Origin of the sequence: Brachybacterium sp. GPGPB12 (assembly GCF_038396325.1) — a bacterium.
GTDB classification, from domain to species: domain Bacteria; phylum Actinomycetota; class Actinomycetes; order Actinomycetales; family Dermabacteraceae; genus Brachybacterium; species Brachybacterium conglomeratum.
The window spans coordinates 1,353,298-1,377,060 of the sequence record NZ_CP149573.1 but is presented as its reverse complement, the minus strand read 5'-3'; the positions used below and the strand labels follow the sequence as shown (position 1 = coordinate 1,377,060).

Here is a 23,763-nt window from a genome sequence, read left to right as displayed (position 1 = left end):
CCGGGATCGGGCCGGTCGGCGTGGGGCTCGCGGCGGCGTCGGCGGCTCTCGCGGCGGTGGGCGCGGGGGCGGATGTGGTGGTGGAGGTCTCGGCGGTCATGCGTGCAGTCCCTTCATGAGCCAGGTGACCAGGTGGGTCACGAGCTGATCGGAGGTGAGGGTGGTCGAGGCGCCGTCGGCGGCCTCGAGGTCGTTCATCCAGGTGTCCACGGCCCGTTCGACGAAGCCCACCGCGCCGGTCGCCCAGATCTGCGGCGAGGGGGTCCCGGCGGGGAGGAAGGTCGTGATGATGCGGGTCACGGAGTCGAGGAAGTGGTTCAGCCCGTCGCTGGGGCGGGTGACGAAGCGGTACACGCCGGGGGAGCGCCGCGCGGTCGCGACGTAGGCGCGGATCATCGCGTGGATGCGCTCCTCGGGCGCGGGCTCGCGGCCCATCCGCTCCTCGAGCACGCGCATCTCCGCGAGCGGCTTGTCGTGCATCGCCTGGAGGATGCTTGCGGCCCAGGTCGCGCTGGAGGTGGGACTTGTCCTCGAAGTACCGGTAGACGATGGACTTCGAGGTGCCCGAGGCCGCGGCGATGTCCTCCATCGTCACGTCGGGGCCGCGCTCGTGGATCAGATGCCGAGCCACGTCCAGCGACTCGGCACGTCGCTGCTCTCGGTGCTGGGCCCAGCGGGCTGAGCGCCCGTCCACGGGGGCTTGCGTCGTCGCATTCACAGAACCTAGGGTATCAAGTACCGACGGTTCTATGTAAAGTCCTTTCCGACGATCCGTCCCCGTGACCACGAAGAGGTGCCCCACAGTGACCCCCACCGACTCCCCGCGCGATGCGCTGATCCTCGGCGGCAACCGGATCCCGTTCGCCCGCTCCGGCGGGCCCTACGCCGGGATCTCCAACCAGGACCTGCTCACCGCCGCGCTCGAGGGCCTCGTCGCCCGCTACTCGCTCCAGGGCGAGAAGCTCGGCGAGGTCGCCGGCGGCGCCGTGCTGAAGCTCGCCGGCGACCTCAACCTCACCCGCGAGAGCGCGCTGGGCACGCCGCTGGACCCCCGCACCCCCGCCGTCGACATGTCCAAGGCCTGCGCGACCAGCCTCGAGACCGTCCTGCACGTCTCCAACCGGATCCGCCTGGGCCAGATCGACTCCGCGATCGCGTGCGGCGTCGACTCCGCCTCCGACTCGCCGATCGAGGTCACCCCGCGCCTGCGCCGCATCCTCCACCGCGCCTTCGCGGCGAGGACCGCGATGCGGCGCGTCAAGGCGCTCTCCGCGATCCGCCCCGCGGACCTCGCCCCGGTCCCTCCCCGCAACGGCGAGCCCCGCACGGGCCTGTCCATGGGCGAGCACCAGGCGCTGACCACCGCGCAGTGGGGCATCACCCGCGAGGCCCAGGACGAGCTCGCGCTCGCCTCCCACAAGAACCTCGCCGCCGCCTACGACGCCGGGTTCCTCGACGACCTCGTCACCGGCTACCGCGGCCTCGCCCGCGACCAGAACCTGCGTGCCGACTCGACCCTGGAGAAGCTCGGCACCCTCAAGCCCGTCTTCGGCGTGAAGTCGCCGCAGGTCGCGGAGCCGACGATGACCGCCGGCAACTCCACCCCGCTCTCCGACGGCGCCTCCTCCGTCTTGCTGGGCGCCGCCGAGTGGGTCGCCGAGCGCGGCCTCACCCCGCTCGCCCGCGTGGTCGACGCGCGCGCGCGCCGCCGTCGACTTCGCCCACGGCGACGAGGGCCTGCTCATGGCCCCCGCCTACGCGGTCCCCGAGCCGCTAGACGCGAACGGCCTGGCCCTGCAGGACCTCGACCTCTACGAGATCCACGAGGCCTTCGCCTCCACCGTGCTGACCACGCTCAAGGCCTGGGAGTCCGAGGAGTTCTGCCGCGAGCGCCTGGGCCGCTCCGCGCCGCTCGGCGCGATCGACCGCTCGCGGCTGAACATCACCGGCTCCTCCCTCGCCGCCGGCCACCCCTTCGCCGCGACCGGCGGCCGCCTCGTCGCGACCCTCGCCAAGCTCCTGCACGAGCGGGCGAAGGAGACCGGCCAGGTCCAGCGCGGCCTGATCTCGGTCTGCGCCGCCGCCGGCCAGGGCACGGTCATGCCGCTCGAGTCCGTCACCGACTGACACCCCGACCCTTCACGGAGGTCCCCATGGCCGACGCCTACACCCGCTTCATCCGCTCCGCCCCCGGCGGCATGCTCGCCAAGCGGCTGGGCCTGCCCCGCCCCTCCCGGCTCCTGCGCCGGGAGGACCGCCCCGAGCCCGTGCTCGGCCCCGTCGTCGTGCTCGGCGCCTCGGCCGGCGCCGACGCGGTCGCCCACCGACTCCTCGAGGGCGGCGTCGACGTGCGCCGCCGTGTCGAGGGCCTGCGCTCGATCGGCTCGGTGATCGTCGTGGCCGACGAGCTCTCCGCGCCCGCGGAGCTCGGGCCGCTGCTGCTCCCGCTCGCCGGCGCGATGCGCGCCCTCGCACCGGGCGCGCGCCTGGTGACGATCTCCCGCCCGGCGACGGGCGAGGAGCCTGCGCGCGATGCCGCCCGCGGCGGTGTCGAGGGGTTCCTGCGCTCGGTCGCGCACGAGATGCGCGGCGGTGCGACCGCCAACGGCATCCTGCTGGCAGACGGGGTCGGTGTCGACGCCCCCGGCGCCGTCGGCGCGCCGCGCTTCTTCCTCTCCGCCCGCGCCGCCTTCATCACCGGTCAGCCGCTGACCGTCTCCACCGAGGCGGGCGGCGACGACCGAGAACGCCTCGCTCCCGCTCGCCGGGCGCACGGCGCTGGTCACCGGGGCCGCGCGCGGCATCGGCGCGGCGATCGCCCGCACCCTCGCGGCCGACGGCGCACGGCTCGTGGTGCTCGACGTCCCCGGCGCGGGCACCGAGCTCGCGCGCCTGGCCAACGAGCGCGCGCGATCCCGCTCCAGCTCGACGTCACCTCGGCCGACGCCGGGCGCCGCGTGGTCGAGTTCCTGCGTGAGAAGGGGCTGACCCTCGACGTGCTGGTGCTCAACGCCGGCATCACCCGGGACAAGCTGTTCGCCAACATGACCCCGGACCGCTGGGACCCGGTGCTCGCGGTGAACATCACCAGCCAGATCGCGCTCACCGAGGCCCTGCTCGAGGCCGGGGACGTGCTCGGCGCGCGCCGCGCATCGTCTCGCTCGCCTCCACCAGCGGCATCGCCGGCAACCGCGGCCAGACCAACTACGCCGCGTCCAAGGCGGGCGTGATGGCCTTCGTCGACGCGCTCTCGGGTCGTCTCGCCCCGCTCGGCGGCACCGCGAACGCGGTCGCGCCCGGCTTCATCGAGACCGAGATGACCGCGAAGATTCCGCCGCTGACCCGCGAGGTCGCCCGGCGCGTGAACTCGCTGCAGCAGGGCGGCCTGCCCGTCGACGTCGCCGAGGCGATCGCCTTCCTCGCGAGCGACGAGGCGGGCGGCGTGCAGGGCGAGACCCTGCGCGTGTGCGGCCAGAACATGGTGGGCAAGTGAGGGCGGGGCAGGGCGCCGCGGCGCACGCCGAGAACGCGCCGGAGCAGGTCAAGGACCTCTCCGACGTCCCCTCGTTCCCCGCGATCTACGCCGCCGCGCTCGACCCCCGCTCCCGCCTCGGCGGGAAGCGCGGGAAGAGTGGAAAGGGCGGTTCGGCCGGCGGCGCGGAGACGCCGCCGAACATCGCCTACCGGGTGAGGAAGGTGCGGATCGACGCCGAGCGCGCCCGCGACTTCGACCACCTGATGGGCGGTCCCGCGACGGACCTGGTCCACCCCGGCGTCTTGCACGTGCTCGCCTTCCCGGTCTCGCTCGCGCTCATGGCCCGGCGCGACTTCCCCTTCCCGCTGCTGGGCCTCGTCCACCTGCGCAACCAGGTGCTCCAGCACCGGCCCGTGAAGGTGGACGATCTCGTGGACGTCGAGTGCCGGGTGCGGGACCTACGCCCGCACCGCAAGGGCCGCACCTTCGAGGCGGTCTCGACGATCCTCGGCGAGGACGGCGAGATCATCGCCACCGACGTCTCCACCTATCTCGTCAAGGGCGGGAAGCCGGTCGCGGCGGAGCCCTCGGGCACCGCGCCGTCGGACGACGCGCGGTCGCGGCGCGACTTCGAACCGCCGCATCCGACGGGCCGCTGGGTGCTCGGTGCGGACACCGGACGGCGCTACGGCGCGGTCTCCGGCGACGTGAACCCGATCCACCTCTCCGCCGTCACCGCAAAGGCCTTCGGCTTCCCCTCGGCGATCGCGCACGGGATGTACACCGCCTCGCGCGCCTTCACCGACGCGAGGGTGGACCTGTCGAAGCCGCTGCGCTGGGACGTCAGCTTCGACGCCCCGGTCACGCTGCCCGGCTCCGTGCTCGTCGCCTTCGAGGACGATCCATCGGCCGGGACCGCACGGTGCGTGGGCTGGAAGCCCGCCCGCGGGGAGAAGGGGCCGCGGCGGCCGCTTCGAGGTCGAGGTGACGACGCTCGAGCGGTAGACGGGGCGGGGTCAGGACGGTCTCGGCGGTGCCCTCGCCGCTCATCCTGTGAGCGGTGGGCAGGGCGGGGGCGAGCCCCTGAGGGACCGGAGGCCTCGGCCTCGGAGTCTGTAGAGGCGGTGGTCGACGGGATGCTCCCGTCGACCACCGCCGCTCTCGCTGTCGGGGCTCCTGCTGAATCTTCGAGCGGTGATCCGTCGACAACGCGAACAGGAGACAGGCGGTGTTCGAAACGGTGTCGTGCTGGCCATGTCTGTCGCTTCGGTCTGATCGCGGCGCTCGGTCCCGGAGCTGTGAAGTGCGTGAGCGTTCTGCCTCCTCCACACAGGATGGTTGTCCACAATTCCAGACTACTGATCAGTAGTGATGGCGCAGCTCTTTCGTTCGTCGAACATACATGCGAAAATACACGCATGTCATTCGATTCGCGCAGTGGGGCCGTCGAGCCTCCGGAGTCCGACGGGGAGTCCCGTCGGCCCGGTGGCACGCCGAGCCTCGTCGCGGGGGTCGAGGAGCTCGTCGTCGACGGCATCGACGTCGTCCTGGCCGAGGCGGCTCTCGCACGGCTCGGGGAGCGGGGATCGGCCGTTCTCGAGGCGCTCGACGCGCAGCGGACGATCGCCCTGCTGACGGAGCTGCGGAAGCTCTCCGGCGCGGTGGCGGCGATCGAGGCGCGTGCCCTCGTCCGTCTCGAGGCGGCGGTCGCCGCCGACAGCCTGGAGCGCGGGGAGACGCCCCGGCAGGCGCAGAGGGTCGCTCGTGCAGAGGCTGCAGCCGCGCTGAAGAAGTCCACATCGGCCGCGGGGCAGAGCATGGCCTCGTGCAGGCGGCTGGTCCGCTCGATGCCGCGCGTGCGCGGGCCCTCGCCCAGGGGCAGGCGATGCCCGCCGCGACTCACCAGGTCGGACGGGCGATGGGGCCGGCGACGCCCGCGCGCGGGAGCAGGTGGACCGGATCCTCGGCGCGCATCTCGCGGACCTCGAGGACTGCGGACCGGGGGAATGGGGCGACGAGGCCACGAGGATCCTCCACGCACTGGACCCCGAGGGTGCGGCCGCGCGTCATCGCGTGGCGCGCCGGGAGCGCGCGACGTCACCGTGCGCCGCGGACGGCACGGCATGGCGACGCTGACCGCGCATCTGCCCGGCCTCGACGCCGCGCGGATACGCAAGACGCTGTCGGTGGCCGCCGAGAGGTCGCGGGCCGACGGTGACCGGCGCGGTCACCAGCAGATCATGGCCGATCTCCTCGCCGACACGGTCCTCGGCCGCGGCGAGGGAGGTGAGCGCCCGTGGTCGACATCGGCGTGATCATCACCGACCGCTCCCTGCTCGCGCCCGGCCATGCCGACCCCGCGACCGTGGAGGGCCTCGGCGCGGTCCCGTACGTGCACATCCGCGAGGAGATCGCCGCGCGCGCTCGAGCACCCGGACCCCGAGGTCGTCCTCGCCCTGCGGAAGCTCCTCCAGGACGCGGAGGACGGGCGACTCGTCGCCGTGGAGTCCCGGGCGCGGGCGTTCCCCACCGGCCTCGGCCGCCTCATCCGCTACGCGCACCAGACCTGCCGCGCTCCGCACTGCGACGCGAGCATCCGGCAGATCGACCACATCGTCCCCTGGTCGCAGGGCGGGCCGACGAGCCTCGACAACGGCAACGGGCTCTGCGCCGCCGACAACCAGAAGGAGGCGGCGGGCGCGACAGCCCGCGTGGTCACCGACGAGGACGGCACACGACGCACCGTCGAATGGACGACCCGCTACGGACAGACCGCAAGGCGGCGCGGCGTGAACTTCGATCCCGTCGGCACGGCGCTGCGGAAGGCGGGAAAGACACCGGCGGTCCCGGACGTCGACGAGAGAGCCGCCGCGGAGCCCGACCAAGACGGGCTCACCCCGGTGCACCGACTCCTCGCGCCGCCGGAGCTCCGTGCAGTGGAGGCAGTGGAGGAGGACGGCGAGGTGCGGGCTTCCGAGGTGCGTCCCGAGGACGCGCGGTCTCTCGGCGAAGGGTCCGCTCCCGACGCAGAGCCCACGACGTCGCGACCGCGGGGCACAGCGCGGCCGGATCCTCCCGCAGGGAGAAGAGCGGCCCGGGTGGACTACCTCGTGGTCCTGCCGCCCACTGGCTCACGCGCACGGCCACCGGAGCAGGACGCGGCCTGAGACCGAGCCGTCGGCACCTTCAGCCCAGCCCGGCCTCGAGCGTCCCCAGCAGGTGCTCGACGAACTCGGCGGGCCGGACCTCGTCGAGCGGCTCAACCGTCGGTCCCCGACCCCATCGCCCCAGCTCGTCGCCGACGGTCTGGCCACGGGTGAGCGTCCCTGCGAGCTCGACGTCCACGGGGAGCGGCCGAGTGCTCGCGAACTCGCCGGTCAGGGCATGGGCGGTGACCAGCGGATCGTGCACGTGCGCGGTCCAGCCGAAGCCGTCAGCCTGATGGAACTCGAAGTAGAAGCGCACCGCATCGGCGAGGATCCGCGCGACCGGTCGCGCCGAGCGGGCGGCGAGGGCCTCGAGCCGCTCGAGCTCCGCCCCGGTGAAGACGATCTGCTCGGTCGCCTGCGGCGCGCCCAGCACCGGCGGCTGCGGCGCCGAGGCGAAGGCCGCGAGCACGCGCGCGCCGCCTCCGGGTCCACCGCGATGTTCCACTCGCTGGTCGCACCGGTGTTGCCGCGATGGTTGATCGCACCGCCCATCACGTGCGCGACCGGCGCAGCGACCGCGGCGACTCCGGCTCGATCTCGAGGGCGAGTGCGAGATTCGTGTGCGGGCCGAGGACCAGGCCGACGAGCTCCCCGGGCCGTTCCCGCGCCAGGTCCACCCACAGCCGCGCCCCCGTGCGGGGATGCTCCGCGCGCGCGGCCTCGGGCGACACGGCGTGGCCGAGCCCACCCGGGCCGTGGGTGTCGTCGGCGAACATCGGCGGCTCGACCAGCGGACGGTCCGCGCCGAGGGCGACCGGTGCGTCCAGGCCCAGCGGCTCCGAGAGCGCGAGGTTGTTGCGGTGCACGGTCGCGGCCGGGACGTTCCCGCCGGTCGAGACGATCCCGGCGATCTCCGCGTCGTCACGGCAGGCGAGATAGGTCAGGGCGATCGCGTCGTCGATGCCGGTGTCGCAGTCGACCAGGAGGGAGAGTGCCATGGGGTCAGCCTACGGAGGCACGGACGCTCGTGATCCGGCCGCCGACCGGTCGGGGCAGCGGGCGCCGCCCGTCGGTGCGGACTCGGACCGGTGACGCCCGTATCGTGCGACAAGCGGAGAGCGCCGGGCTCTCGGGGCGCTGGAATTCGTCAGCCCAGCGGCCCGAACAGGGCGAACGCGAGGCCGGCGATGAGGAGCGCGCCCGGGATCAGCATGCTCCCCACCAGCAGTCGGGGCCTGCCCTCGGCGGAGTTCGCCCCGGCTCGAAGGCCCTGGCCGATGAACCAGGCCGCGAGGACGAGATCGATCAGCGCCAAGAGCAGGAGGACGACGAAGGGCGCGGTGTCCATGAGCCCATCCCACCATGCTCCCCGGCGCGACAGAGGCCGCTCCCGGAAATCCCTTCCCTCGGGTCGCAGGAGGGCGGAGGATCTCTCCATGGCGCATCCGCAGATGTTCGACGACGACGATCCGTGGCTCGAGCGCGTCCGGGAGATCGCCCTCGCCCTGCCAGGGGCAAGGGAGAAGATCAGCCACGGTCGGCCCGCCTTCCACACCGTGAAGGTGCACTGCTACTACGGCGGATCCCTCAAGGTCGACGGGGAGTGGGTTCTTCATGAGCAGTCCGTGATCTTGCACCTCCCGCCCCGGGAACGGGCCGCGCTCGCCGAGGAGCCCCGCAGCTACGTGCCCGCCTATCTCGGGCCGTCGGGCTGGCTCGGCATCGACCTGGACGAGGCGACCGACCTCGTCGAGCTCGCCGAGCTGATCGAGGAGTCCTATCGCACCGTCGCTCCGGCGCGGCTTATCGCGGAGCTGGAGGCGCGGGAGGGCTGAGCCGCAGGCGAGAGGTCGGGCCCGACTCAGTTCGGCGGCGTCGGCAGGTCCTGGAACGCCTCGAGCAGCGGCATCAGATGCTCGCCGATCTCGACCTGCGCGAGCAGCGACCCGATCGTCCCGTCGGCGTCGACGAAGAAGTCCGTGCCGAAGCCGCCCGACCATCGCCAGCGGCCGCGATGCTCCCCGTCCGTGACGACGCAGACGCCGAAGCCCCAGCCCGTCCCGTCCCAGAAGCCGGGGTAGAACGAGTCGGGCCGCTTGACGGACGAGGGCACCTGATCGGTCGTCTCCGCCGGCTCGCCGTCCTCGACGGTGAAGGCGGGCGGCAGTCTGTGACTCTGCGCCGCGGGCACGAAGGAGCCGGTGTCGACCATCCCGAGCGGATCCAGCAGGTCCGCGCGCAGGTGCGCGTCCAGCGGCGATCCGGTCACCCGGGAGAGCAGGATCCCGAGCACGGAGAAGGAGTGGTGGTAGCGCCACACCCGACCGGGCTCGCCCGCCAGCGGCGGCGCGCCGAGCGCCGCGAGCCATTCGTCGGCCGCGAGGGTCCACGGCGCCGAGCCCGCCTCGAGGCCGGACTCCGCCATCGCCCGCTGCAGAGGACCCTCCGCGGTCGCGATCCCGAGCCCGGAGGTGCAGGTCAGCAGATGACGGAGCGTGATCTCGGTGGGGGAGGGGACGGCCTGGTCGAGGTCGGCGTCAGGACGGGGGAGCACGCGCGGGGCGGCGAGCTCGGGGAGCCAGGGAACGACCGGGGAGTCGAGCGCGAGCACGCCCCGTTCGACCAGGCGCGCCGCCGCGACGGCCTGGATCGCCTTGGTCATCGACTGGATGCGCACGATCGCGTCGGCCGGGAACGCCGCACCCCCGGGCGCGACCGCCCCGCGGGCGACGGGCTCGGGATCCCGCCCGTGCGCGATGATCCCGCCGGGCACGGTCCCCGCATCGATCGCGGACTCGAGCAGTCGGACGGCGGGCGAGGTCGGCGGCGACATGGACACAGCGTAGGGGTGCGGTCGACAGCCGGGACAGGGCCGGCCGTGCGGACCACCCCGCCGCCTAGACTCGGACCATGACCACCTTCGAGGACTTCGTCTTGCTGGAGCCGCGTGAGGTCCCGCTCGGCGGACCGCGCGGCATGACCGTGCACCGCACCCTGCCCGCCCGGCGCACCTCCCTCATCGGCGCCTGGTGCTTCGTGGACCACTTCGGTCCCGACGACGTCTCCGCGACCGACGGGATGCGCGTGGCCCGCCACCCGCACACCGGGCTCGCGACCGTGTCCTGGCTGTTCGACGGGGCGATCACCCACCGCGACTCGATCGGCGCCCACGCCCTGGTGCGGCCCGGCGACGTGGACCTCATGGTCGCCGGCTCCGGCATCACCCACTCGGAGTTCTCCGCGAACGACACCACCGTGCCGCACGGCGTCCAGCTCTGGTACGCCCTGCCGGACCGGACCCGCTTCCGCGAGCAGGAGTTCCTCGTCCACACCCCGACGGAGGTCGCGACCGGCACGGCCCGCGCCCGCGTGGGCCTCGGGACGCCGCACGGCGTGGACGGCGACGGGGACCTGCTCGAGGACGCGAGCCCCGTCGTCACCGACACGGACCTCGGCATGGCCCAGCTCGAGCCGCGTGGCGGGAGCACGCCGCGGCTCGACCTCGACCCGGGCCACGAGCACGGCGTGCTCGTGGACCGCGGCACCGCGCGGCTCACGACGGCCCGCGGGACGGGACCTGCGACGGGCGGAACGAACGACGAGTCGTCGGCCCGGTCGCTGCGCGCCGATGTCGCGCCGCGCGAGCTGATGGTCCTGCCCGACGACGTCGACCACCTCGAGATCGAGGTGACCGGCGACGAGGACCTCCGCCTGATGCTTGCTCTCCGGCGAGCCCCTGGGCGAGGACATCATCATGTGGTGGAACTTCGTGGGCCGCTCCCACGAGGAGATCGAGGCGTTCCGCGCCCGCTACCAGGCCGAGATCGGCGTCGAGCTCGCACTCGAGAACGCCCCGATCGCGCAGAGCGCCCGTGAGCGCGGGGGACTCGCCGAGGACGACGAGCAGTTCGGCCCCTTCGCCCCGCACACCCCCGCCGCGCCGCCCGCCCCGAGGCGCCCGGCGGGCGCCTGCGCTCGCGCGGACGGCGGGGCATGCCCGCCTGAGACCGACGCGAGGGCCGCGCCCCCGCCCCCGAGGAACGCCGCACGGCCCGCCCTGCACCCGACGTCCCTGCCCTCCATCCCACTGCACGAGAGACCTCATGACCAGCACCGCTGCCCAGCCCGAGCCGACCGACGAGCTCCCCGCCCCCGACCAGACTGAGCGGGTGATCCTGCGCGCCGCCCAGGAGCACGGCGAGATCGGTCGCCCCTGCGACATGCTCGTGATCGGGGATACGACCGGTGTGCTCACCGCCGAGGCGCTCGAGCTCCTCTCCGACCGCCCCGGCGCGCGGGTCCTGTCCTGGACCAGCTCCCGCGCGGAGACCGACGCGCTCGCCGCGCTGCTGCCCGGTTCGCTCGAGGCCGGGCGCCTCGTCTTGCCGACGGATGCGGAGCCCGCCCCGCTCGAGGAGTTCGCGGCCGGGGCCGAGGCGCATCTCGCGCTGGCCCGTCTGCCGAAGTCCCTCGCCGCGCTCGAGGACCTCGCCCGACGCCTCGCGGTCGTCGCGGAGCGCGCGGGCGGGACGACCTCACCCTCGTCGCCGGCGGCCGCGTCAAGCACATGACCCATTCCCAGAACGACACCCTCGCCGCCGTGTTCTCCGAGGTGCGCGGCTCGCGCGGACTGGGCAAGTCCCGCGCCCTCGTCGCCTCCGGCCCGCGCGCCGACGTCGACGCCGCGCGACCCGCGACCGGTGAGGCGCGCATCGCGGTGCGCGGTCAGGTGCAGGCGCTCGCACTGCGCGGCCTCGGCGGCGTGTTCGGCGGGGCCCGGGCCGACGCCGGCTCCCTCCTGCCGCTCGAGGCGCTCGATCGAGCGGTCGTCGGCGGGGAGCTCGCGACGGGAGACGAGCGGTCCGGCACCGCCGCAGAGGACGGAGCCGGGGAGAACGCGATGGCCCGCGCGGACGGGGACGCCGGCGACCTGCCCCTCGCGGTCGACCTCGGCCGCGGCAACGGTCTGCTCACCGCGTATCTCGCCGCCGCGCGCTGGGGATGCGGGTGCTCGGCAGCGACGACGACGCCGATGCGGTCGCCTCGACCCGCGCGACCCTCGCCGCCACCGGACTGGACCGCGAAGGGGTGGAGGTGACCTGGGACGTCTCGCTCTCCCGGTGCGAGGAGGCGAGCGCCGACCTGGTGCCGCTGAACCCGCCCTTCCACGACGGCACCGTGGTCGACGCGACGCTCGTCCAGGGCCTCCTCGACGCCGCGGCCCGCGTGCCGCGCCCCGGCGGGCGCTGTGGTTCGTGCACAACTCCCACCTGCGCTACCGGCCCGAGCTCGAGGCCCGCTTCGGTGCCGTCCGCCAGCGCGCCCGCGACCGCCGCTTCACGGTGCTGAGCGCGGTCAGGGCCTGACAGCGCAGGCCGCTCCCGGGGAGGAGGTCGCCGTGACCGGGCCTCGGGGACGGCGAGGCGATGTCGCCGCTCAGGCCACCAGGCGCGCGCGACCGAGCTGAACATGGTCAGTCCGTCGGTGCCGGTGCGGGTGCCCGCGCCGGGCTCGTCGGGCCCGAAGCCGGGCTCGACCGCGTGCTCCGGGTGCGGCATGAGACCCACGACGTTCCCCGCGGCGTTGGTGACGCCCGCGATGTCGTGGCGCGAGCCGTTGGGGTTCTGCTCGAAGCCGGCCGGGCCGTGGGTGGCACCGGCGGCGTAGCGGAAGACCACACGGCCCTCGTCCTCGAGCTGGGCCAGGGTGCGCTCGTCGGCCACGTACTGGCCGTCCTGGTTCTTCAGCGGCACCCGGATGACCTGGCCGGCCTCGTAGCCGGAGGTCCAGGCGGTGCGGTTGTTCTCCACGGCCAGCGGCTGGTCGCGGCAGATGAACGCGCGATGCGCGTTCTTGATCATCGCGCCGGGCGCAGATGCGTCTCGCAGAGGATCTGGAAGCCGTTGCAGATGCCGAGGACGGGCATGCCGCCGTTCGCGGCGTCGACCACCTTGTCCATCACGGGGGCGAAGCGGCTGATCGCCCCCGCGCGCAGGTAGTCGCCGTAGGAGAAGCCGCCGGGCGCGCACGACCGCGTCGACCTCGTGCAGCGAGTCATCGCCGTGCCACAGCGCGACCGGCTCGGCGCCGCCGAGCCGCACGGCGCGCGCGCGTCGCGGTCGTCGAGCGTGCCGGGGAAGGTCACCACACCGATGCGCATCAGGCCGCGCCCTTCGCGGAGGGGTCCTCCACGTCGATCGAGACGACGTCCTCGATCACCGGGTTCGACAGCAGGGTCTCGGCGGCCTCGCGCAGGGAGGCGAGCACCTCGTCGGTGACCTCGCCCTCGACCTCGAGCTCGAACCGCTTGCCCTGGCGCACCGAGGCGATGCCCTCGAAGCCCAGACGGGGCGCCGCGGCGGCGACCGCCTTGCCCTGCGGGTCGAGGATCTCCGGCTTCGGCATGACGTGGACCACGACACGTGGCATGGGGGCACTCCTGAGGGGACGTGTGGCGCGCGCGGCGGCGTGCCGGGGGCTGGTGCTCGGGCACGGCCCGAGAATCCCATCGTACCGAGGAACGCGGCCGTGCCGACGGGGCGCCCACGGCGGTGCCTCCCGACCGGACGACCCCCTCCGCCCTGGCACGTCCCGGCCGAGGGGGACTAGGTTCGAGGCACGCGACCTCGATTCCCGGGAGGACCCGATGAAGATCCGCCACCTCGTCCATTCCTGCCTGCTCGTGGAGACCGCCGGGCGACGCCTGCTCGTGGATCCGGGCGGCTTCAGCGCCGACGCGGTGCGGGGCCTGGGCGCCGAGGAGCTCGCGGGCCTCGACGCCGTGGTGATCACCCATCAGCACCCCGACCACGTCGACCCCGCGCCGCTGGGCGAGGTGCTCGCCGCCGCGTCCGACGCCGAGGTGATCGCCGAGCCGGAGACCGCCCGGATGCTCACCGCCGCCGATGCCTCCGACGACGGCGCCGGCGAGGGGAGCGGCGGACCCCTCGTCGCGCAGGAGCGGGTGATCCCGCTCGCGGCCGGGGAGGCGCACCGCTTCACACCCGTCGGCGACCACCCGTCGCTCCGGCTCGAGGCCGTCGGCGGACGCCACGCGATCATCCACCCCGACATCCCACGGATCGGGAACTGCGGGATCGTCCTGTCCGCCGGGGACGGGCCGCGGCTCGGCATCACCGGGGACTCCCTCGAGCCGGTCCCCGAGTTCCACGGCATCGACGTCCTCGCCTTCGCCGTCACGGCGCCCTGGTCGAAGATGTCCGAGACCATCGAGTTCCTCCGCGCCGTCGGCCCGCGACTCGCCCTGCCCGTCCACGACGCGGTCGCGAGCGACCTCGGACGACCGATCTACCTGCGCCAGGCCACGAACCTCGCCCCCGAGGGCACCGAGGTGAGGGACTGGCCGGAGGACGGCGTCGTCGAGGTCGCCCGGAGCTGACGGCGACATGTCGCACCGGGCCGGCGGCGAGCGCCGCCTCGAGGAGGCGCTCGCGGCGACCGACCGGCGACGGTTCCTCCCCGAGGAGCCGCGGGGGCTCGCCGGCGAGGACCGGCCCCTGCCGATCGGTCACGACCAGACGAACTCCCAGCCCACGACGGTGCGGAACATGCTCGCCCTGCTCGACGTGCGACCGGGGCAGCGAGTGCTCGACCTCGGCGCGGGATCGGGGTGGACGACGGCGCCGCTGGCCCGGCTGTGCGGACCGGAGGGGAGGGTGATCGGCGTCGAGCGGCGCGCCGAGCTGATCGGTCCGGCCCGGGCCGCGCTCGCCGGGACAGCGGACGCGGGGACGGCGGATGCCGAGATCCGTCTCGCGCACCCCGGCGTGCTCGGCGCGCCGCAGGACGCGCCGTACGACCGGATCCTCGTCTCCGCGCAGGCCGACGCCGTGCCGGAGAGCCTCGTCGCGCGCCTCGCGGACGGCGGCGTGATGGTGATCCCCGTGCGCGAGCGGATGCCGCGCCTGGAGCGTCACGGCGAGGGGGTCACCGTGAGCGAGCACGGCGCCTATCTCTTCGTCCCCCTCGTCGAGGATCCGCAGACGACCCGCTGACAGCAGCGCTGGACACGAGGGGCGTGCGCCGGGCGGGACCGGTAGGGTGTGGGGCGTGCACGGGAGTCCGGTAGGCCGGGCTGAGAGGGAGTACTCGAACTCCGACCGTAGAACCTGATCCGGATCATGCCGGCGCAGGGAGCTCCGCCGAGCGATCGTCGCCGCGCGCCCGTGCCCGTACGAAAGGCATGGACTGTGACCTCATCGCCCGCCCGCACCTCCTCCGCGACCGAGGACGCCGCCTGGACGCCCGGCGTGTCCGCCGAGTCTGCCGCGACCGTCGACGACCCGACCGCGACCCCGCTCGGCTTCGGCGTCGGCGCCCGCGTCACCGCCGCCGTGATGAGCGAGGACTACGCCAGGATCCTCACCGATGCGCTCTCCCGGCTGGACCTCACCGGCCTCGTGCACGAGACCGGGGACGTCTCGACCTATCTCGGCGGCCACGAGACCCACCTCCAGCGCGCCCTGATCGACCTGGCCGAGGCCCTCGCCCGCACCGGTCACCACGCGACCCTCTCCGTGCTCCTCTCGCGCGGTCGCCCCGGCGAGGTGGCCTGCGAGTCGCCCGGCGGCGCGGGCCCCCGCGCGACCGAGGTGCCGCGCCCGCGCCGCACCGGTCGCTTCGCGAGCGCCGAGTGGGCCCTGTACCCGCTGGCCGACGAGGTCGCCGTCGACGGCACCGCCCCCGATCACATGCGCGACATCTACGCCGCGATCGAGCATGCGAAGGACCTCGGCACCTTCCGCGGCTCCGAGCACTTCGTCACCCGGCTCGAGGGCGACGCCGGCGACGTGATCGCGACCGCGCTCGCCGGCTGGTCGCTCGTCGGCCGCGGCGTCCAGCACGTCACCAGCCACCTCACCCTCTCGCTGAACAGCCCCTCGCACGAGGTGCGGGAGCTCGCGGCGGGCGCCGACGCACCGGGCGGCGACGACGAGGGCCGGGAGGATGCGCGATGACCGAGGAGCACGGCACCGCCGCGCCCGCGCACGAGTCCGCCGCTCCCGACGCGGCGCCCGCCGACGTCGGCGCGACCGCCTCTGCCGGCACGTCCCGTCGCCGCACCCCGCTGAGCCTGCGCGAGCTCGTGCTCGTGGTGGTGCTCGGCGTCGTGTTCGGGTTCCTGTACTGGGTGTTCGTGCAGGCCTGGAACGGCCTGGCGATCGCGATGGGCCCGGCCGGGGACCTCGCCCAGCACCTCGTGTTCGGCTCCTGGTCGCTGGTGGCGCCGGTCGCGATCGCGATCCTGCGCCGCCCGGGCGTGGGGATCCTCGCCGAGATGCTCGCCGCGATCATCGAGGTGGTCTTCCTCGGCGACCCCGTCGGCCCCCTGCTCGCTGCTCTCCGCGGCGGCGCAGGGGATCGGCTCCGAGTCGCCCTTCGCCCTGACCCGCTATCGCCGCTTCGGCTGGGGCGTGTTCGCCGCCTCCGGCGCGCTCGGCGCGGGTCTGGTGTTCTTCTGGACCGCGTACCGGATGGGCTGGTACGGCCAGGACCTGCTCGCGCTCCGGCTCGGCGTGCAGGTGCTGTCCGGGATCGTGCTCGGCGGACTGCTGGCGAAGGTGATCGTCCGCGCGCTCGAGCGCACCGGCGTGCTCGCCGACTTCGCGATCGGCGCCGCGGACGCGGCACCGATCCCCGAGCGCCGTGTCCGCTGAGGCGCACGCCGCGGGAGCGGCCCCGGTGCAGGAGCAGAGCCCGGTCCGGTCCCCGGTCACCGCCGGGGATCCCCGGGTTCTGGTGGCCGAGGGGCTCGAGGCGGTGTCGCCCTCGAGGGCCGGTGTCGGCCCCTGGAGCGGGGAGATCCGTGCGGGCGAGCAGGTGCTCGCTGCTGGGACCGTCCGGCTCGGGCAAGTCGACCCTGCTGCGGGTGCTCGCCGGGGCGATCCCGTCCCATCAGCGCGGTCGGGTCACCGGAACGGTGCGTCTGTTCGACGGCACGGCCGGGGACCCGGCCGACGGCACGGCCGGAGGCACGGCCGTCGGTGCGGCCGATGGCGTCGCCGAGGGTGCGGGCGTGATCGACCCGGTGGCGGGCGGGGTCCTCGCGACCGCACCCGTGCTCGGCCATCTCGGCCAGGACCCGGTCGACGGGGTCTGCCTCCCGCTGATCGCCGACGACGTCGCGCTCCCGCTCGAGAGCGCCTGCACGCCTCCGGAGCGGATCGGGCCGCGGGTCCACGAGGTTCTCAGCGCGATGGGCGTGGGCGAGCTCGCGCACCGCTCCGCCGCGACGCTCTCCGGCGGGCGGCTGCAGCGGGCCTCGCTCGCCGCCGCGATCGCCGCGCGGCCCCGTCTGCTCCTGCTCGACGAGCCCACCGCCATGCTCGACGCCGAGGGCGTGGCCGCGGTGCGGGGCGCCGTCGACGCCGCGACGGATCAGACCGGTCGCGCGGCTGCTGCTGGTCGAGCACCGTCTCGACGAATGGGCGGGGGAGCGGGGCCTGGACGGGCTCCCCGCGCGGACCGTGGCGCTGGATCGCTCCGGCCGGGTGCTCGCCGACGGGCCGACGCGGGAGGTGCTCACCGCCCACGGACGCGCCCTGCGGGAGCAGGGGTGCTGGTCGCCGCGCGAGATCGAGGAGCGGATCGGCGGGTCGTGGCCGGCCGAGCCCGCTGGATCTGCTGAACCGGCTGGATCCGCCGTCTCCGTGCCCTCGGCGTCCGCGACACCTCGCTCGGAGGTGCTTGCTCCATCTCCGGGGCGCGACGCTCGGCCCGCCCGGCCCGTCGGGTCGGGGCGAGGATGCCGTGCTCACCGCCGCGGACCTCGAGATCCGCGCCGGGCGTCTGCTCGCGGTCGTCGGCCGCAACGGCGCCGGGAAGTCCACGCTCCTCGGCGCCCTCTCCCGGCTGGACCCCCTGCGTGCCGGGACGCTCGAGGGCGCGGCGGCGGGCCTCGTCCTCCAGCGGCCCGAGTCCCAGTTCGTCGCCGACACCGTCGAGGACGAGCTCTCCGCGAGCGGGGCCTCGCACGACGTGCGGCGCGCGATGCTCGAGCGCCTCGACCTCGCCGACCACGCGGCGCAGAGCCCCTACCGCCTCTCCGGCGGGCAGCAGCGCCGCCTCTCCCTCGGCGCGATGCGCTCGCCGACCGCCCGGTGCTCCTGGCCGACGAGCCCGGCTACGGCCTGGACCGCGCCGCGCACGAGGCCGTCCTCGCCCTCCTGCGGGAGGCGGCCGAGGCGGGACGCGGCGTGGTCATGACCACCCACGACCTGCGGAGCCTCGAGGTCGCGGACGAGGTCGTGGTGATCGCGGACGGACGGCTCGTCGGCCCCCTCGCCCCGAGCGACCTGCTGGCGGATGACGCGCCGCTGCGCCGGGCCGGGCCGCGGGTCGCGGACCGGCCGGGCTCCGCACACGCTGACGACCCGGCGCCGCGGACGGCGCTCGACCCGCCCGCCCTGCCGCGGGCCCCGCTCGCGAGGCGCGATCCGACCGTGCCGCTCGGCCTGCTCACGGCGCTCAGCATCGTCTGCATCACGCTCACCGACCCCGCGCCGCCGCTGGTGCTCTACGCGCCGCTGGCCGCGGGGACGATGCTCGGGCTCCGCCTCGGCCCGCTCGCGCTCGCCCGTGCGCAGGCGCCGTTCGTGCTGTTCGCGGCCGGGGTGTTCATGGTCAACGTGCTCAGCCGACCCGGCCACGAGCCGTGGCCCGACCTTCCCGTGCGCGTGACCAGCGAGGGGATCGTGCTCGGTGCCGCGCTCGCGCCGCGGGCGCTGGTGATCGGGCTCGGCGCGGTCGCCGTCGTGCGCGCGAGCGACCCCGGCCGCACCATGACCAGCCTGCGCACCCATGCCCGTCTCCCGGCCCGCATCGCGCTCGCGCTCCTGGCCGGCCAGCGCCTCCTCGAGGACCTGCCGCGGCGCTGGACGACGATCACCCGCGCCCACCGGCCGCGCCGGCCCGCGTCGGCCGACGGAAACCCCGCCCGGCTCGGGCCGCGGACGATGGCGCGATGCGCCTTCGCGCCGCTCGTCGACGCGATCCGCTCCTCGACCAGGATCGCCTTCGCGCTCGAGAGCCGGGGCCTGGGCACGGGGGAGCGCACGCAGTGGCGCACCGCCGCGCTCACCCGGGCCGACGGCGCGCTCGTGGTCGGGGTCGTGCTCGCGGTCGCCGCGGTGCTGGTCCTCGCCGGCTGAGCGAAGGGCCGGACGGGCGCCTCAGAAGCTCGTGCCGGTCAGACGCTCGTAGGCCTCGACGTAGCGGGCACGGGTCTGGGCGACCACCTCGGCGGGCGACTCGGGCGGCGGGGTGTCCGAGCCCTTCGACCAGCCGGAGGCGGGGAGAGGTGAGCCAGTCGCGCACGAACTGCTTGTCCAGGCTCGGCTGGACGCGGCCCTCCTGGTAGGTGTCCGCGGACCAGAAGCGGGAGGAGTCGGGGGTGAGCACCTCGTCACCGAGCACCAGCGTGCCGTCGGTGCGGGAGCGGCCGAACTCGAGCTTCGTGTCCGCCAGCACGATCCCGCGCTCCCCGGCGAGGGAGCGCGCCCGCTCGTAGACCGCGAGGGTCATCCGCTCGAGCCGCTCGGTCAGCTCCGCCCCGAGCAGGTCCCGGGCCTGGGCGACGGTGATGTTCTCGTCGTGCGCCCCGGCCTCCGCCTTCGTCGACGGGGTGAACAGCGCCGGGTCCAGGCGCGAGGCCTCCACCAGCCCGGACGGCGCCACGTGCCCGCCCACCGAGCCGCCGGCCCGGTAGTCGGCCAGGCCCGAGCCCGTCAGGTAGCCGCGGGCGATGCACTCCAGCGGCACCATGTCCAGGCCGCGGCGGCCGCGCCGCCCGCCCGGCCACCTGCTCCGGCACGTCGACCGCGGAGAGCACATGGTGGGGGACGAGGTCCGCGAGCCGCTCGAACCAGAACAGGCTGATCCCGGTGAGCAGGCGGCCCTTGTCCGGGATCCCCGGCTGGAGCGAGTGGTCGTAGGCGCTGATGCGGTCGGTCGCCAGCACCAGCACCTCCTCGGCGGTCGCGGGATCCGCGCCGGCGGGGACGTACAGCTCGCGCACCTTGCCGGAGACGACGTGGTCCCAGCCCGGCAGGTCCGGGGCCTCGATCAGCGGCGCATCGGAGGAGGAGACGGTGCTCATGCGCTCATGCTCCCCTCGGCGGTGGCGGCGGCGAGGGCGATGTCGCCGCGGTGGTGGGAGCCCTCGAGCTCGATCGCGCGAGCGCCGGCGAGGGCGAGCTCACGGGCGACCGTGAGGTCCGCGCCGGCGCCGACCACCGTCAGGACCCGGCCGCCGGCGCTGACCAGCCTCCCGTCGGCATCCAGAGCGGTGCCCGCGTGGATCACGTGCGCGCCGAGGCGCTCGGCCTCCTCGATCCCGGTGATCGGATCACCGATCTGCGCGGAGACGGGATAGCCGGCCGAGGCCACCACCACCGTCACCGCGGCGCCCTCGACCCACTCGGGGGCGCCGACGTCGGAGAGGTCGCCCTGCGCGGCGGCCAGCAGCAGCGGCGCGAAGGGGGAGGCGAGGCGCTCGAGGACCACCTGGGTCTCGGGATCGCCGAAGCGGGCGTTGAACTCCACCACGCGCAGGCCGCGGGAGGTGAGGGCGAGCCCGCAGTACAGGATCCCGGAGAAGGGGATGCCGCGGGCGGCGAGCTCGTCGATCGTGGGCTGGGCGACGGCGGTCACGACCTCCCGGGCCAGGCCCTCGGGGGCCCAGGGAAGCGGGGAGTAGGCGCCCATGCCGCCGGTGTTGGGGCCCTCGTCGCCGTCGAGCGCGCGCTTGAAGTCCTGCGCGGGGGCCAGCGGCAGGACCCGCGTGCCGTCGCTCACGCAGAACAGCGACACCTCGGGGCCGTCGAGGTACTCCTCGAGCACGACCTGGCCGCCCGAGGCGAGCACGGTCTCGGCATGCGCCACGGCGACGTCCCGGGCGGGGGTGACCACGACGCCCTTGCCGGCGGCGAGACCGTCGGCCTTGACCACGAAGGGCACATCGCCCAGCGGATTCACGCGGTCCAGGCCCGCGTCGAGTCGCTCGGGCGCGGTGACCGTGACGGAGGCGGCGGTCGGCACGCCCGCCGCGGCCATGATCTCCTTCGCCCAGGACTTGGATCCCTCGAGGTTCGCGGCCTCGGCGGAGGGGCCGAACACGGTGTGCCCGGCCTCGCGCAGGCGATCCGCGGCACCCGCGACCAGCGGTGCCTCCGGGCCGATCACCACCAGGTCGGGCCGCGGCTCGTCGGCCAGGAGCACCTGGCCGGCGAGGTCCGCGACGGCGACGTCGTGGCAGGTCGCGAGCCGCGCGATCCCGGGATTGCCGGGGGCGGCGTGCGGCTCGGGGGCAGGGCGGTCGGCGGCGAGGCGACGGATGATCGCATGCTCGCGGCCTCCGGAGCCGATGACGAGGATCTTCACGCGGGCCAGCGTAACCAGCGCCGTGCCGATCCCGATGAGGTGCCCGCACTGCGGAGGACCGGGGCCGCCGTTACGATCGAGCGCATGCCCGCAGAGATCCCGGATCCCGCCCCCGCCACCGCACGGTCGCGCCCTGGACCTCTCCTACGACGGCACCGACTTCCACGGCTGGGCCGCCCAGCCCGGTCAGCGCACCGTCCAGGGCGAGCTCGAGGCCGCCCTCTCACGCATCGCGCGCGTGCCCACGAGGGTCACCGTCGCCGGCCGCACCGACGCCGGCGTCCACGCCCGCGGCCAGGTCTGCCACCTCGACCTGCCCCGCGACGTGCTCGCCACGATCCCCGGACGCTCCGACCGCGCCCCGCCGAGGCGCTCGTCACGCGCCTGGCCGGGGTGTCGCCGGACGACGTCGTCGTCCACGTCGCCCGCGAGGTCACCTCCGAGTTCGACGCCCGCTTCGGGGCGCTGTGGCGCCGCTACCGCTACCGGATCTCCGACGGCCCCGCCGCCCACGACCCGCTGCGACGAGACGTCGCCGCGCCACCGTCGGCCGCTGGACGTGCAGGCGATGGCGCGGGCGAGCGAGCCGCCGCTGGGCGAGCACGACTTCCTCTCCTACTGCCGCCCGCGCGAGGGCGCGACCACGGTGCGCGAGCCGCGGGAGCTGCGCTGGGAGCGGCCCGGAGAGGGGCGGGCCGACGAGGGCCTGATCGTCGCGACCGTCGTCGCCGACGCGTTCTGCCACCACATGGTCCGCTCCCTCGTCGGCGCGGCGCTCGGGGTGGGAGAGGGGCGGCGCCCCGAGAGCTGGCCCGCCGAGGTCCTCGCCGCCCGCACCCGCGAGTCCTCGACCCGGGACGGGGCCGGCGCCGCCCCGCTCTGCCCGCCGCAGGGCCTGACCCTCGACCACGTCGCCTATCCGCCCGACGAGGAGCTCGCCGCCTGGGCCGCCCGCACGCGCACCCTCCGCGCGCCGCCGCGCGGTCGAGGACGTCGCCGTCGCGGAGTGAGCGCTCGGGCGCGAGCGGCCGCGGCCGGCCACGAGCGGCCGCGGCCGGCCGCGAGCGAGCACCCACCGGCGGGCGCGAGCGGGCCGCCGCGAGACCGGTCGGAGATCACACTCCCCGGCCACGTCCTGCGTTGACGCTCCCTCCGCGCGGCCCGTAGGATGAGCGGTCGTTGTGCCTCGATGTGTGCCCGACTCCGGCGCCGTTCTCTCACGGTGCGGCGCGATCGGGATCTCACCCACATCCAGGCCCGCCGTCGCATGGTCAGCGGAGCGGGCCGGGTACAGCCACAGGGGCCATGCTTTTACCCGAAGGAAGCGTGCCCACGGTCCATTCGAACCGTGCCCGGACGGCGTCCTGCCGACCTGGCACCACCACGAGAGAAGAAGGCACGAGTGCGTACGTTCACCCCGAAGCCCGGCGATGTCGAGCGTTCCTGGTACGTCATCGACGCAACGGATGTCGTCCTCGGCCGGCTCGCTTCCCAGGTCGCCCAGCTCCTGCGGGGGAAGCACAAGCCGGTCTTCGCACCCCATGTGGATGCGGGCGACTTCGTCATCATCATCAACGCCGACAAGGTCGCGCTGACCGGCAACAAGCGTGAGGCGAAGCTCGCCTACCGCCATTCCGGCTACCCGGGCGGCCTCCGCGGCGTCCCCTACTCCGAGCTCCTCGAGAAGAATCCCGAGAAGGCAGTGGAGAAGGCCATCCGCGGCATGCTCCCCAAGAACAAGCTCGCTGATCAGCAGATCAAGAAGCTCAAGATCTACTCGGGTTCCGAGCACCCCCACAGCGCTCAGCGACCCGTCCCCTTCACCATCGACCAGGTGGCGCAGTAAGCGGGGGCTCCCGCCACTCCGCCCTGCCGCACGGAAGAACCAAGGAGAACCGTGACTGAGACCACCCCCGAGTCCCTCGAGGCCGTGACCGACGAGTCGGCCCCCTCGAGCTTCACCACCGAGTCGACCGGCGAGGCCGCCGTCGGCACCGGCCAGTCGGCCACCGCCCCCGGCTACGGCACCGGCCGTCGCAAGCGTGCGATCGCCCGTGTCCGCCTGGTCCCCGGCTCCGGCCAGTGGACCATCAACGGCCGCTCGCTCGAGAACTACTTCCCGAACAAGCCGCACCAGCAGGAGGTCAACGACCCGTTCACGGTCCTCGAGCTCCAGGGCCGCTTCGACGTGATCGTGCGCCTCAACGGCGGCGGCCCGTCCGGCCAGGCCGGGGCCGTGCGCCTCGGCGTCGCCCGCGCGCTGAACCAGATCGACGAGGAGCACAACCGCCCGACCCTCAAGAAGGCCGGCTTCCTCCGTCGCGACGCGCGCATCATCGAGCGCAAGAAGGCAGGCCTCAAGAAGGCCCGCAAGGCGCCGCAGTACTCCAAGCGCTGATCGGCGCGGAGCGGCGCTCCGCCCCACCTGCGCAGTACGCACGATGCCCTCGACCTCCGGGTCGGGGGCATCGTCGCGTCCAGGGCGGTTCGCGGGCGAGGCATCGCGGCGTGCCGGGAGCGAGGTCGGTGGTGGAGTCGGTCGCCGGGGCGGGGGTGGTCAGGTGGTGGCGTATGGCGTACCAGTACGCCTATATCGCCGTACCGGTACGCCATGCGCCAGGAGTCGACCTCGGCTGGCCGGGCGCGGCAGGGGCCAGGTTCGGAATCGGACCAGGGCCGGGGCCGTCGGGACCCGGACCGCGAAACCCGCCCGAGCTCGGCGGGGCGCTCAGCGCCGGC

Annotated in this window: 23 protein-coding genes, 8 pseudogenes and 1 riboswitch; of the genes and pseudogenes, 21 read left to right on the top strand and 10 right to left on the bottom strand. The window is 74.5% G+C overall.

From position 1 onward, the window contains the following. Window positions 1-96: 96 nt before the first annotated feature. Complete coding sequence (locus WKH84_RS07810; RefSeq protein WP_341856210.1) at window positions 97-480, bottom strand: hypothetical protein; 384 nt, start codon at window positions 478-480, stop codon at window positions 97-99. 323 nt (window positions 481-803) lie between these two features. Between WKH84_RS07810 and WKH84_RS07805 the strand changes: the two are divergent. The 4 genes and pseudogenes from WKH84_RS07805 to WKH84_RS07790 all read left to right on the top strand — a co-directional run bounded on the left by WKH84_RS07805 (window position 804) and on the right by WKH84_RS07790 (window position 6,642). After that, window positions 804-2,127 (top strand): annotated as a pseudogene (locus WKH84_RS07805) (acetyl-CoA C-acetyltransferase). Between the two features lie 26 nt (window positions 2,128-2,153). Then, a pseudogene (locus WKH84_RS07800) lies at window positions 2,154-3,493 on the top strand (3-oxoacyl-ACP reductase). Continuing rightward, window positions 3,490-5,790 (top strand): MaoC/PaaZ C-terminal domain-containing protein, encoded by a 2,301-nt coding sequence (locus WKH84_RS07795; RefSeq protein WP_341856209.1) that lies wholly within the window; start codon window positions 3,490-3,492, stop codon window positions 5,788-5,790. The pseudogene WKH84_RS07800 and the gene WKH84_RS07795 overlap by 4 nt, the downstream one beginning before the upstream one ends. Before the next feature lie 33 nt (window positions 5,791-5,823). After that, entirely contained in the window at window positions 5,824-6,642 is an 819-nt protein-coding gene (locus tag WKH84_RS07790; RefSeq protein ID WP_341856208.1) for an HNH endonuclease signature motif containing protein, read from the top strand. Between the two features lie 19 nt (window positions 6,643-6,661). On the opposite strand, the gene WKH84_RS07785 is transcribed toward WKH84_RS07790, so the two are convergent. From WKH84_RS07785 to WKH84_RS07770, 4 genes and pseudogenes are all read right to left on the bottom strand, one after another. Further along, a complete protein-coding gene (locus tag WKH84_RS07785) occupies window positions 6,662-7,093 on the bottom strand; it encodes a nucleoside hydrolase (protein WP_341856207.1) in 432 nt (143 codons plus the stop codon). A 39-nt stretch (window positions 7,094-7,132) separates the two neighbouring features. Next, a pseudogene (locus tag WKH84_RS07780) lies at window positions 7,133-7,176 on the bottom strand (hypothetical protein); the annotation flags it as partial. After that, window positions 7,176-7,622, bottom strand: coding sequence for a nucleoside hydrolase (locus tag WKH84_RS07775; protein ID WP_341856206.1), 447 nt, complete (start codon window positions 7,620-7,622; stop codon window positions 7,176-7,178). The pseudogene WKH84_RS07780 and the gene WKH84_RS07775, both read right to left, overlap by 1 nt. A gap of 149 nt (window positions 7,623-7,771) precedes the next feature. Then, entirely contained in the window at window positions 7,772-7,972 is a 201-nt protein-coding gene (locus WKH84_RS07770; protein ID WP_341856205.1) for a hypothetical protein, read from the bottom strand. Window positions 7,973-8,060: 88 nt separating this feature from the next. On the opposite strand from WKH84_RS07770, the gene WKH84_RS07765 reads away from it, so the two are divergent. Next, window positions 8,061-8,459: an MmcQ/YjbR family DNA-binding protein gene (locus tag WKH84_RS07765; RefSeq protein ID WP_341856204.1), complete on the top strand. Its 399-nt coding sequence runs from the start codon at window positions 8,061-8,063 to the stop codon at window positions 8,457-8,459. A gap of 26 nt (window positions 8,460-8,485) precedes the next feature. Here the strand turns inward: WKH84_RS07765 and WKH84_RS07760 are convergent, their stop codons facing one another. After that, entirely contained in the window at window positions 8,486-9,457 is a 972-nt protein-coding gene (locus WKH84_RS07760) for a serine hydrolase domain-containing protein (RefSeq protein WP_341856203.1), read from the bottom strand. Window positions 9,458-9,534: 77 nt separating this feature from the next. Here WKH84_RS07760 and WKH84_RS07755 point away from each other — a divergent pair, with 77 nt between their 5' ends. From WKH84_RS07755 to WKH84_RS07735, 5 genes and pseudogenes are all read left to right on the top strand, one after another. Next, window positions 9,535-10,500: a pirin family protein gene (locus WKH84_RS07755; RefSeq protein WP_341856202.1), complete on the top strand. Its 966-nt coding sequence runs from the start codon at window positions 9,535-9,537 to the stop codon at window positions 10,498-10,500. Further along, a pseudogene (locus tag WKH84_RS07750) lies at window positions 10,391-10,789 on the top strand (hypothetical protein); the annotation flags it as partial. The gene WKH84_RS07755 and the pseudogene WKH84_RS07750, both read left to right, overlap by 110 nt. Beyond that, complete coding sequence (locus tag WKH84_RS07745; protein WP_341856201.1) at window positions 10,728-11,195, top strand: hypothetical protein; 468 nt, start codon at window positions 10,728-10,730, stop codon at window positions 11,193-11,195. The pseudogene WKH84_RS07750 and the gene WKH84_RS07745, both read left to right, overlap by 62 nt. Further along, a complete protein-coding gene (locus WKH84_RS07740; RefSeq protein ID WP_341856200.1) occupies window positions 11,192-11,722 on the top strand; it encodes a hypothetical protein in 531 nt (176 codons plus the stop codon). Before WKH84_RS07745 ends, WKH84_RS07740 begins: the two co-directional genes overlap by 4 nt. Further along, a complete protein-coding gene (locus WKH84_RS07735) occupies window positions 11,626-11,973 on the top strand; it encodes a methyltransferase (protein ID WP_341856817.1) in 348 nt (115 codons plus the stop codon). Before WKH84_RS07740 ends, WKH84_RS07735 begins: the two co-directional genes overlap by 97 nt. Window positions 11,974-12,080: 107 nt before the next feature. Here the strand turns inward: WKH84_RS07735 and purQ are convergent. Further along, window positions 12,081-12,784: pseudogene (gene purQ, locus WKH84_RS07730) on the bottom strand (phosphoribosylformylglycinamidine synthase subunit PurQ); the annotation flags it as partial. After that, window positions 12,784-13,053: a phosphoribosylformylglycinamidine synthase subunit PurS gene (purS, locus tag WKH84_RS07725; RefSeq protein ID WP_341856199.1), complete on the bottom strand. Its 270-nt coding sequence runs from the start codon at window positions 13,051-13,053 to the stop codon at window positions 12,784-12,786. The gene purS and the pseudogene purQ, both read right to left, overlap by 1 nt. A gap of 217 nt (window positions 13,054-13,270) precedes the next feature. On the opposite strand from purS, the gene WKH84_RS07720 reads away from it, so the two are divergent. The 8 genes and pseudogenes from WKH84_RS07720 (at window position 13,271) to WKH84_RS07685 (ending at window position 18,794) form a co-directional block, all read left to right on the top strand. Then, window positions 13,271-14,023 (top strand): MBL fold metallo-hydrolase, encoded by a 753-nt coding sequence (locus WKH84_RS07720; RefSeq protein WP_341856198.1) that lies wholly within the window; start codon window positions 13,271-13,273, stop codon window positions 14,021-14,023. Between the two features lie 7 nt (window positions 14,024-14,030). Further along, window positions 14,031-14,639, top strand: a complete 609-nt coding sequence (locus tag WKH84_RS07715; RefSeq protein WP_341856197.1) for a protein-L-isoaspartate carboxylmethyltransferase — start codon at window positions 14,031-14,033, stop codon at window positions 14,637-14,639. 49 nt (window positions 14,640-14,688) lie between these two features. Next, window positions 14,689-14,797, top strand: a riboswitch (TPP riboswitch). Window positions 14,798-14,834: 37 nt separating this feature from the next. After that, window positions 14,835-15,602, top strand: a complete 768-nt coding sequence (locus WKH84_RS07710; RefSeq protein WP_341856196.1) for a YkoF family thiamine/hydroxymethylpyrimidine-binding protein — start codon at window positions 14,835-14,837, stop codon at window positions 15,600-15,602. Continuing rightward, window positions 15,599-15,916: pseudogene (locus WKH84_RS07705) on the top strand (ECF transporter S component); the annotation flags it as partial. The gene WKH84_RS07710 and the pseudogene WKH84_RS07705, both read left to right, overlap by 4 nt. 64 nt (window positions 15,917-15,980) lie before the next feature. Continuing rightward, entirely contained in the window at window positions 15,981-16,301 is a 321-nt protein-coding gene (locus WKH84_RS07700) for an ECF transporter S component (protein WP_341856816.1), read from the top strand. 539 nt (window positions 16,302-16,840) lie between these two features. After that, entirely contained in the window at window positions 16,841-17,272 is a 432-nt protein-coding gene (locus tag WKH84_RS07695; RefSeq protein WP_341856815.1) for an ATP-binding cassette domain-containing protein, read from the top strand. 59 nt (window positions 17,273-17,331) lie between these two features. Beyond that, complete coding sequence (locus WKH84_RS07690; RefSeq protein ID WP_341856195.1) at window positions 17,332-17,850, top strand: ATP-binding cassette domain-containing protein; 519 nt, start codon at window positions 17,332-17,334, stop codon at window positions 17,848-17,850. Then, window positions 17,745-18,794: a CbiQ family ECF transporter T component gene (locus tag WKH84_RS07685; protein WP_341856194.1), complete on the top strand. Its 1,050-nt coding sequence runs from the start codon at window positions 17,745-17,747 to the stop codon at window positions 18,792-18,794. Before WKH84_RS07690 ends, WKH84_RS07685 begins: the two co-directional genes overlap by 106 nt. A 21-nt stretch (window positions 18,795-18,815) precedes the next feature. On the opposite strand, the pseudogene WKH84_RS07680 reads toward WKH84_RS07685, so the two are convergent. Beyond that, window positions 18,816-19,741, bottom strand: a pseudogene (locus tag WKH84_RS07680) (phosphoribosylaminoimidazolesuccinocarboxamide synthase). Further along, window positions 19,738-21,024, bottom strand: coding sequence for a phosphoribosylamine--glycine ligase (gene purD / locus WKH84_RS07675; protein WP_341856193.1), 1,287 nt, complete (start codon window positions 21,022-21,024; stop codon window positions 19,738-19,740). The pseudogene WKH84_RS07680 and the gene purD overlap by 4 nt, the downstream one beginning before the upstream one ends. A gap of 103 nt (window positions 21,025-21,127) precedes the next feature. Here purD and truA point away from each other — a divergent pair. The 3 genes and pseudogenes from truA to rpsI all read left to right on the top strand — a co-directional run. Then, window positions 21,128-21,994, top strand: a pseudogene (gene truA / locus WKH84_RS07670) (tRNA pseudouridine(38-40) synthase TruA); the annotation flags it as partial. Window positions 21,995-22,426: 432 nt separating this feature from the next. Then, on the top strand, window positions 22,427-22,870 hold the full coding sequence (gene rplM / locus WKH84_RS07665) for a 50S ribosomal protein L13 (RefSeq protein WP_341856192.1): 444 nt from the start codon (window positions 22,427-22,429) through the stop codon (window positions 22,868-22,870). A gap of 51 nt (window positions 22,871-22,921) precedes the next feature. Continuing rightward, a complete protein-coding gene (gene rpsI / locus WKH84_RS07660; RefSeq protein ID WP_341856191.1) occupies window positions 22,922-23,422 on the top strand; it encodes a 30S ribosomal protein S9 in 501 nt (166 codons plus the stop codon). Window positions 23,423-23,763 lie beyond the last annotated feature (341 nt).

What these genes read in the sequence shown, in the direction of transcription:
- WKH84_RS07735 (WP_341856817.1), top strand. Translation starts at nt 11,626, where the DNA reads ATGCGGGTGCTCGGCAGCGACGACGACGCCGATGCGGTCGCCTCGACC.
- WKH84_RS07790 (WP_341856208.1), top strand. Translation starts at nt 5,824, where the DNA reads ATGCCGACCCCGCGACCGTGGAGGGCCTCGGCGCGGTCCCGTACGTGC.
- WKH84_RS07775 (WP_341856206.1), bottom strand. Translation starts at nt 7,622, where the DNA reads ATGGCACTCTCCCTCCTGGTCGACTGCGACACCGGCATCGACGACGCG.
- purS (WP_341856199.1), bottom strand. Translation starts at nt 13,053, where the DNA reads ATGCCACGTGTCGTGGTCCACGTCATGCCGAAGCCGGAGATCCTCGAC.
- WKH84_RS07810 (WP_341856210.1), bottom strand. Translation starts at nt 480, where the DNA reads ATGCACGACAAGCCGCTCGCGGAGATGCGCGTGCTCGAGGAGCGGATG.
- WKH84_RS07720 (WP_341856198.1), top strand. Translation starts at nt 13,271, where the DNA reads ATGAAGATCCGCCACCTCGTCCATTCCTGCCTGCTCGTGGAGACCGCC.
- WKH84_RS07715 (WP_341856197.1), top strand. Translation starts at nt 14,031, where the DNA reads ATGTCGCACCGGGCCGGCGGCGAGCGCCGCCTCGAGGAGGCGCTCGCG.
- WKH84_RS07755 (WP_341856202.1), top strand. Translation starts at nt 9,535, where the DNA reads ATGACCACCTTCGAGGACTTCGTCTTGCTGGAGCCGCGTGAGGTCCCG.
- WKH84_RS07760 (WP_341856203.1), bottom strand. Translation starts at nt 9,457, where the DNA reads ATGTCGCCGCCGACCTCGCCCGCCGTCCGACTGCTCGAGTCCGCGATC.
- WKH84_RS07695 (WP_341856815.1), top strand. Translation starts at nt 16,841, where the DNA reads ATGGGCGTGGGCGAGCTCGCGCACCGCTCCGCCGCGACGCTCTCCGGC.
- WKH84_RS07740 (WP_341856200.1), top strand. Translation starts at nt 11,192, where the DNA reads ATGACCCATTCCCAGAACGACACCCTCGCCGCCGTGTTCTCCGAGGTG.
- WKH84_RS07770 (WP_341856205.1), bottom strand. Translation starts at nt 7,972, where the DNA reads ATGGACACCGCGCCCTTCGTCGTCCTCCTGCTCTTGGCGCTGATCGAT.
- WKH84_RS07765 (WP_341856204.1), top strand. Translation starts at nt 8,061, where the DNA reads ATGGCGCATCCGCAGATGTTCGACGACGACGATCCGTGGCTCGAGCGC.
- WKH84_RS07745 (WP_341856201.1), top strand. Translation starts at nt 10,728, where the DNA reads ATGACCAGCACCGCTGCCCAGCCCGAGCCGACCGACGAGCTCCCCGCC.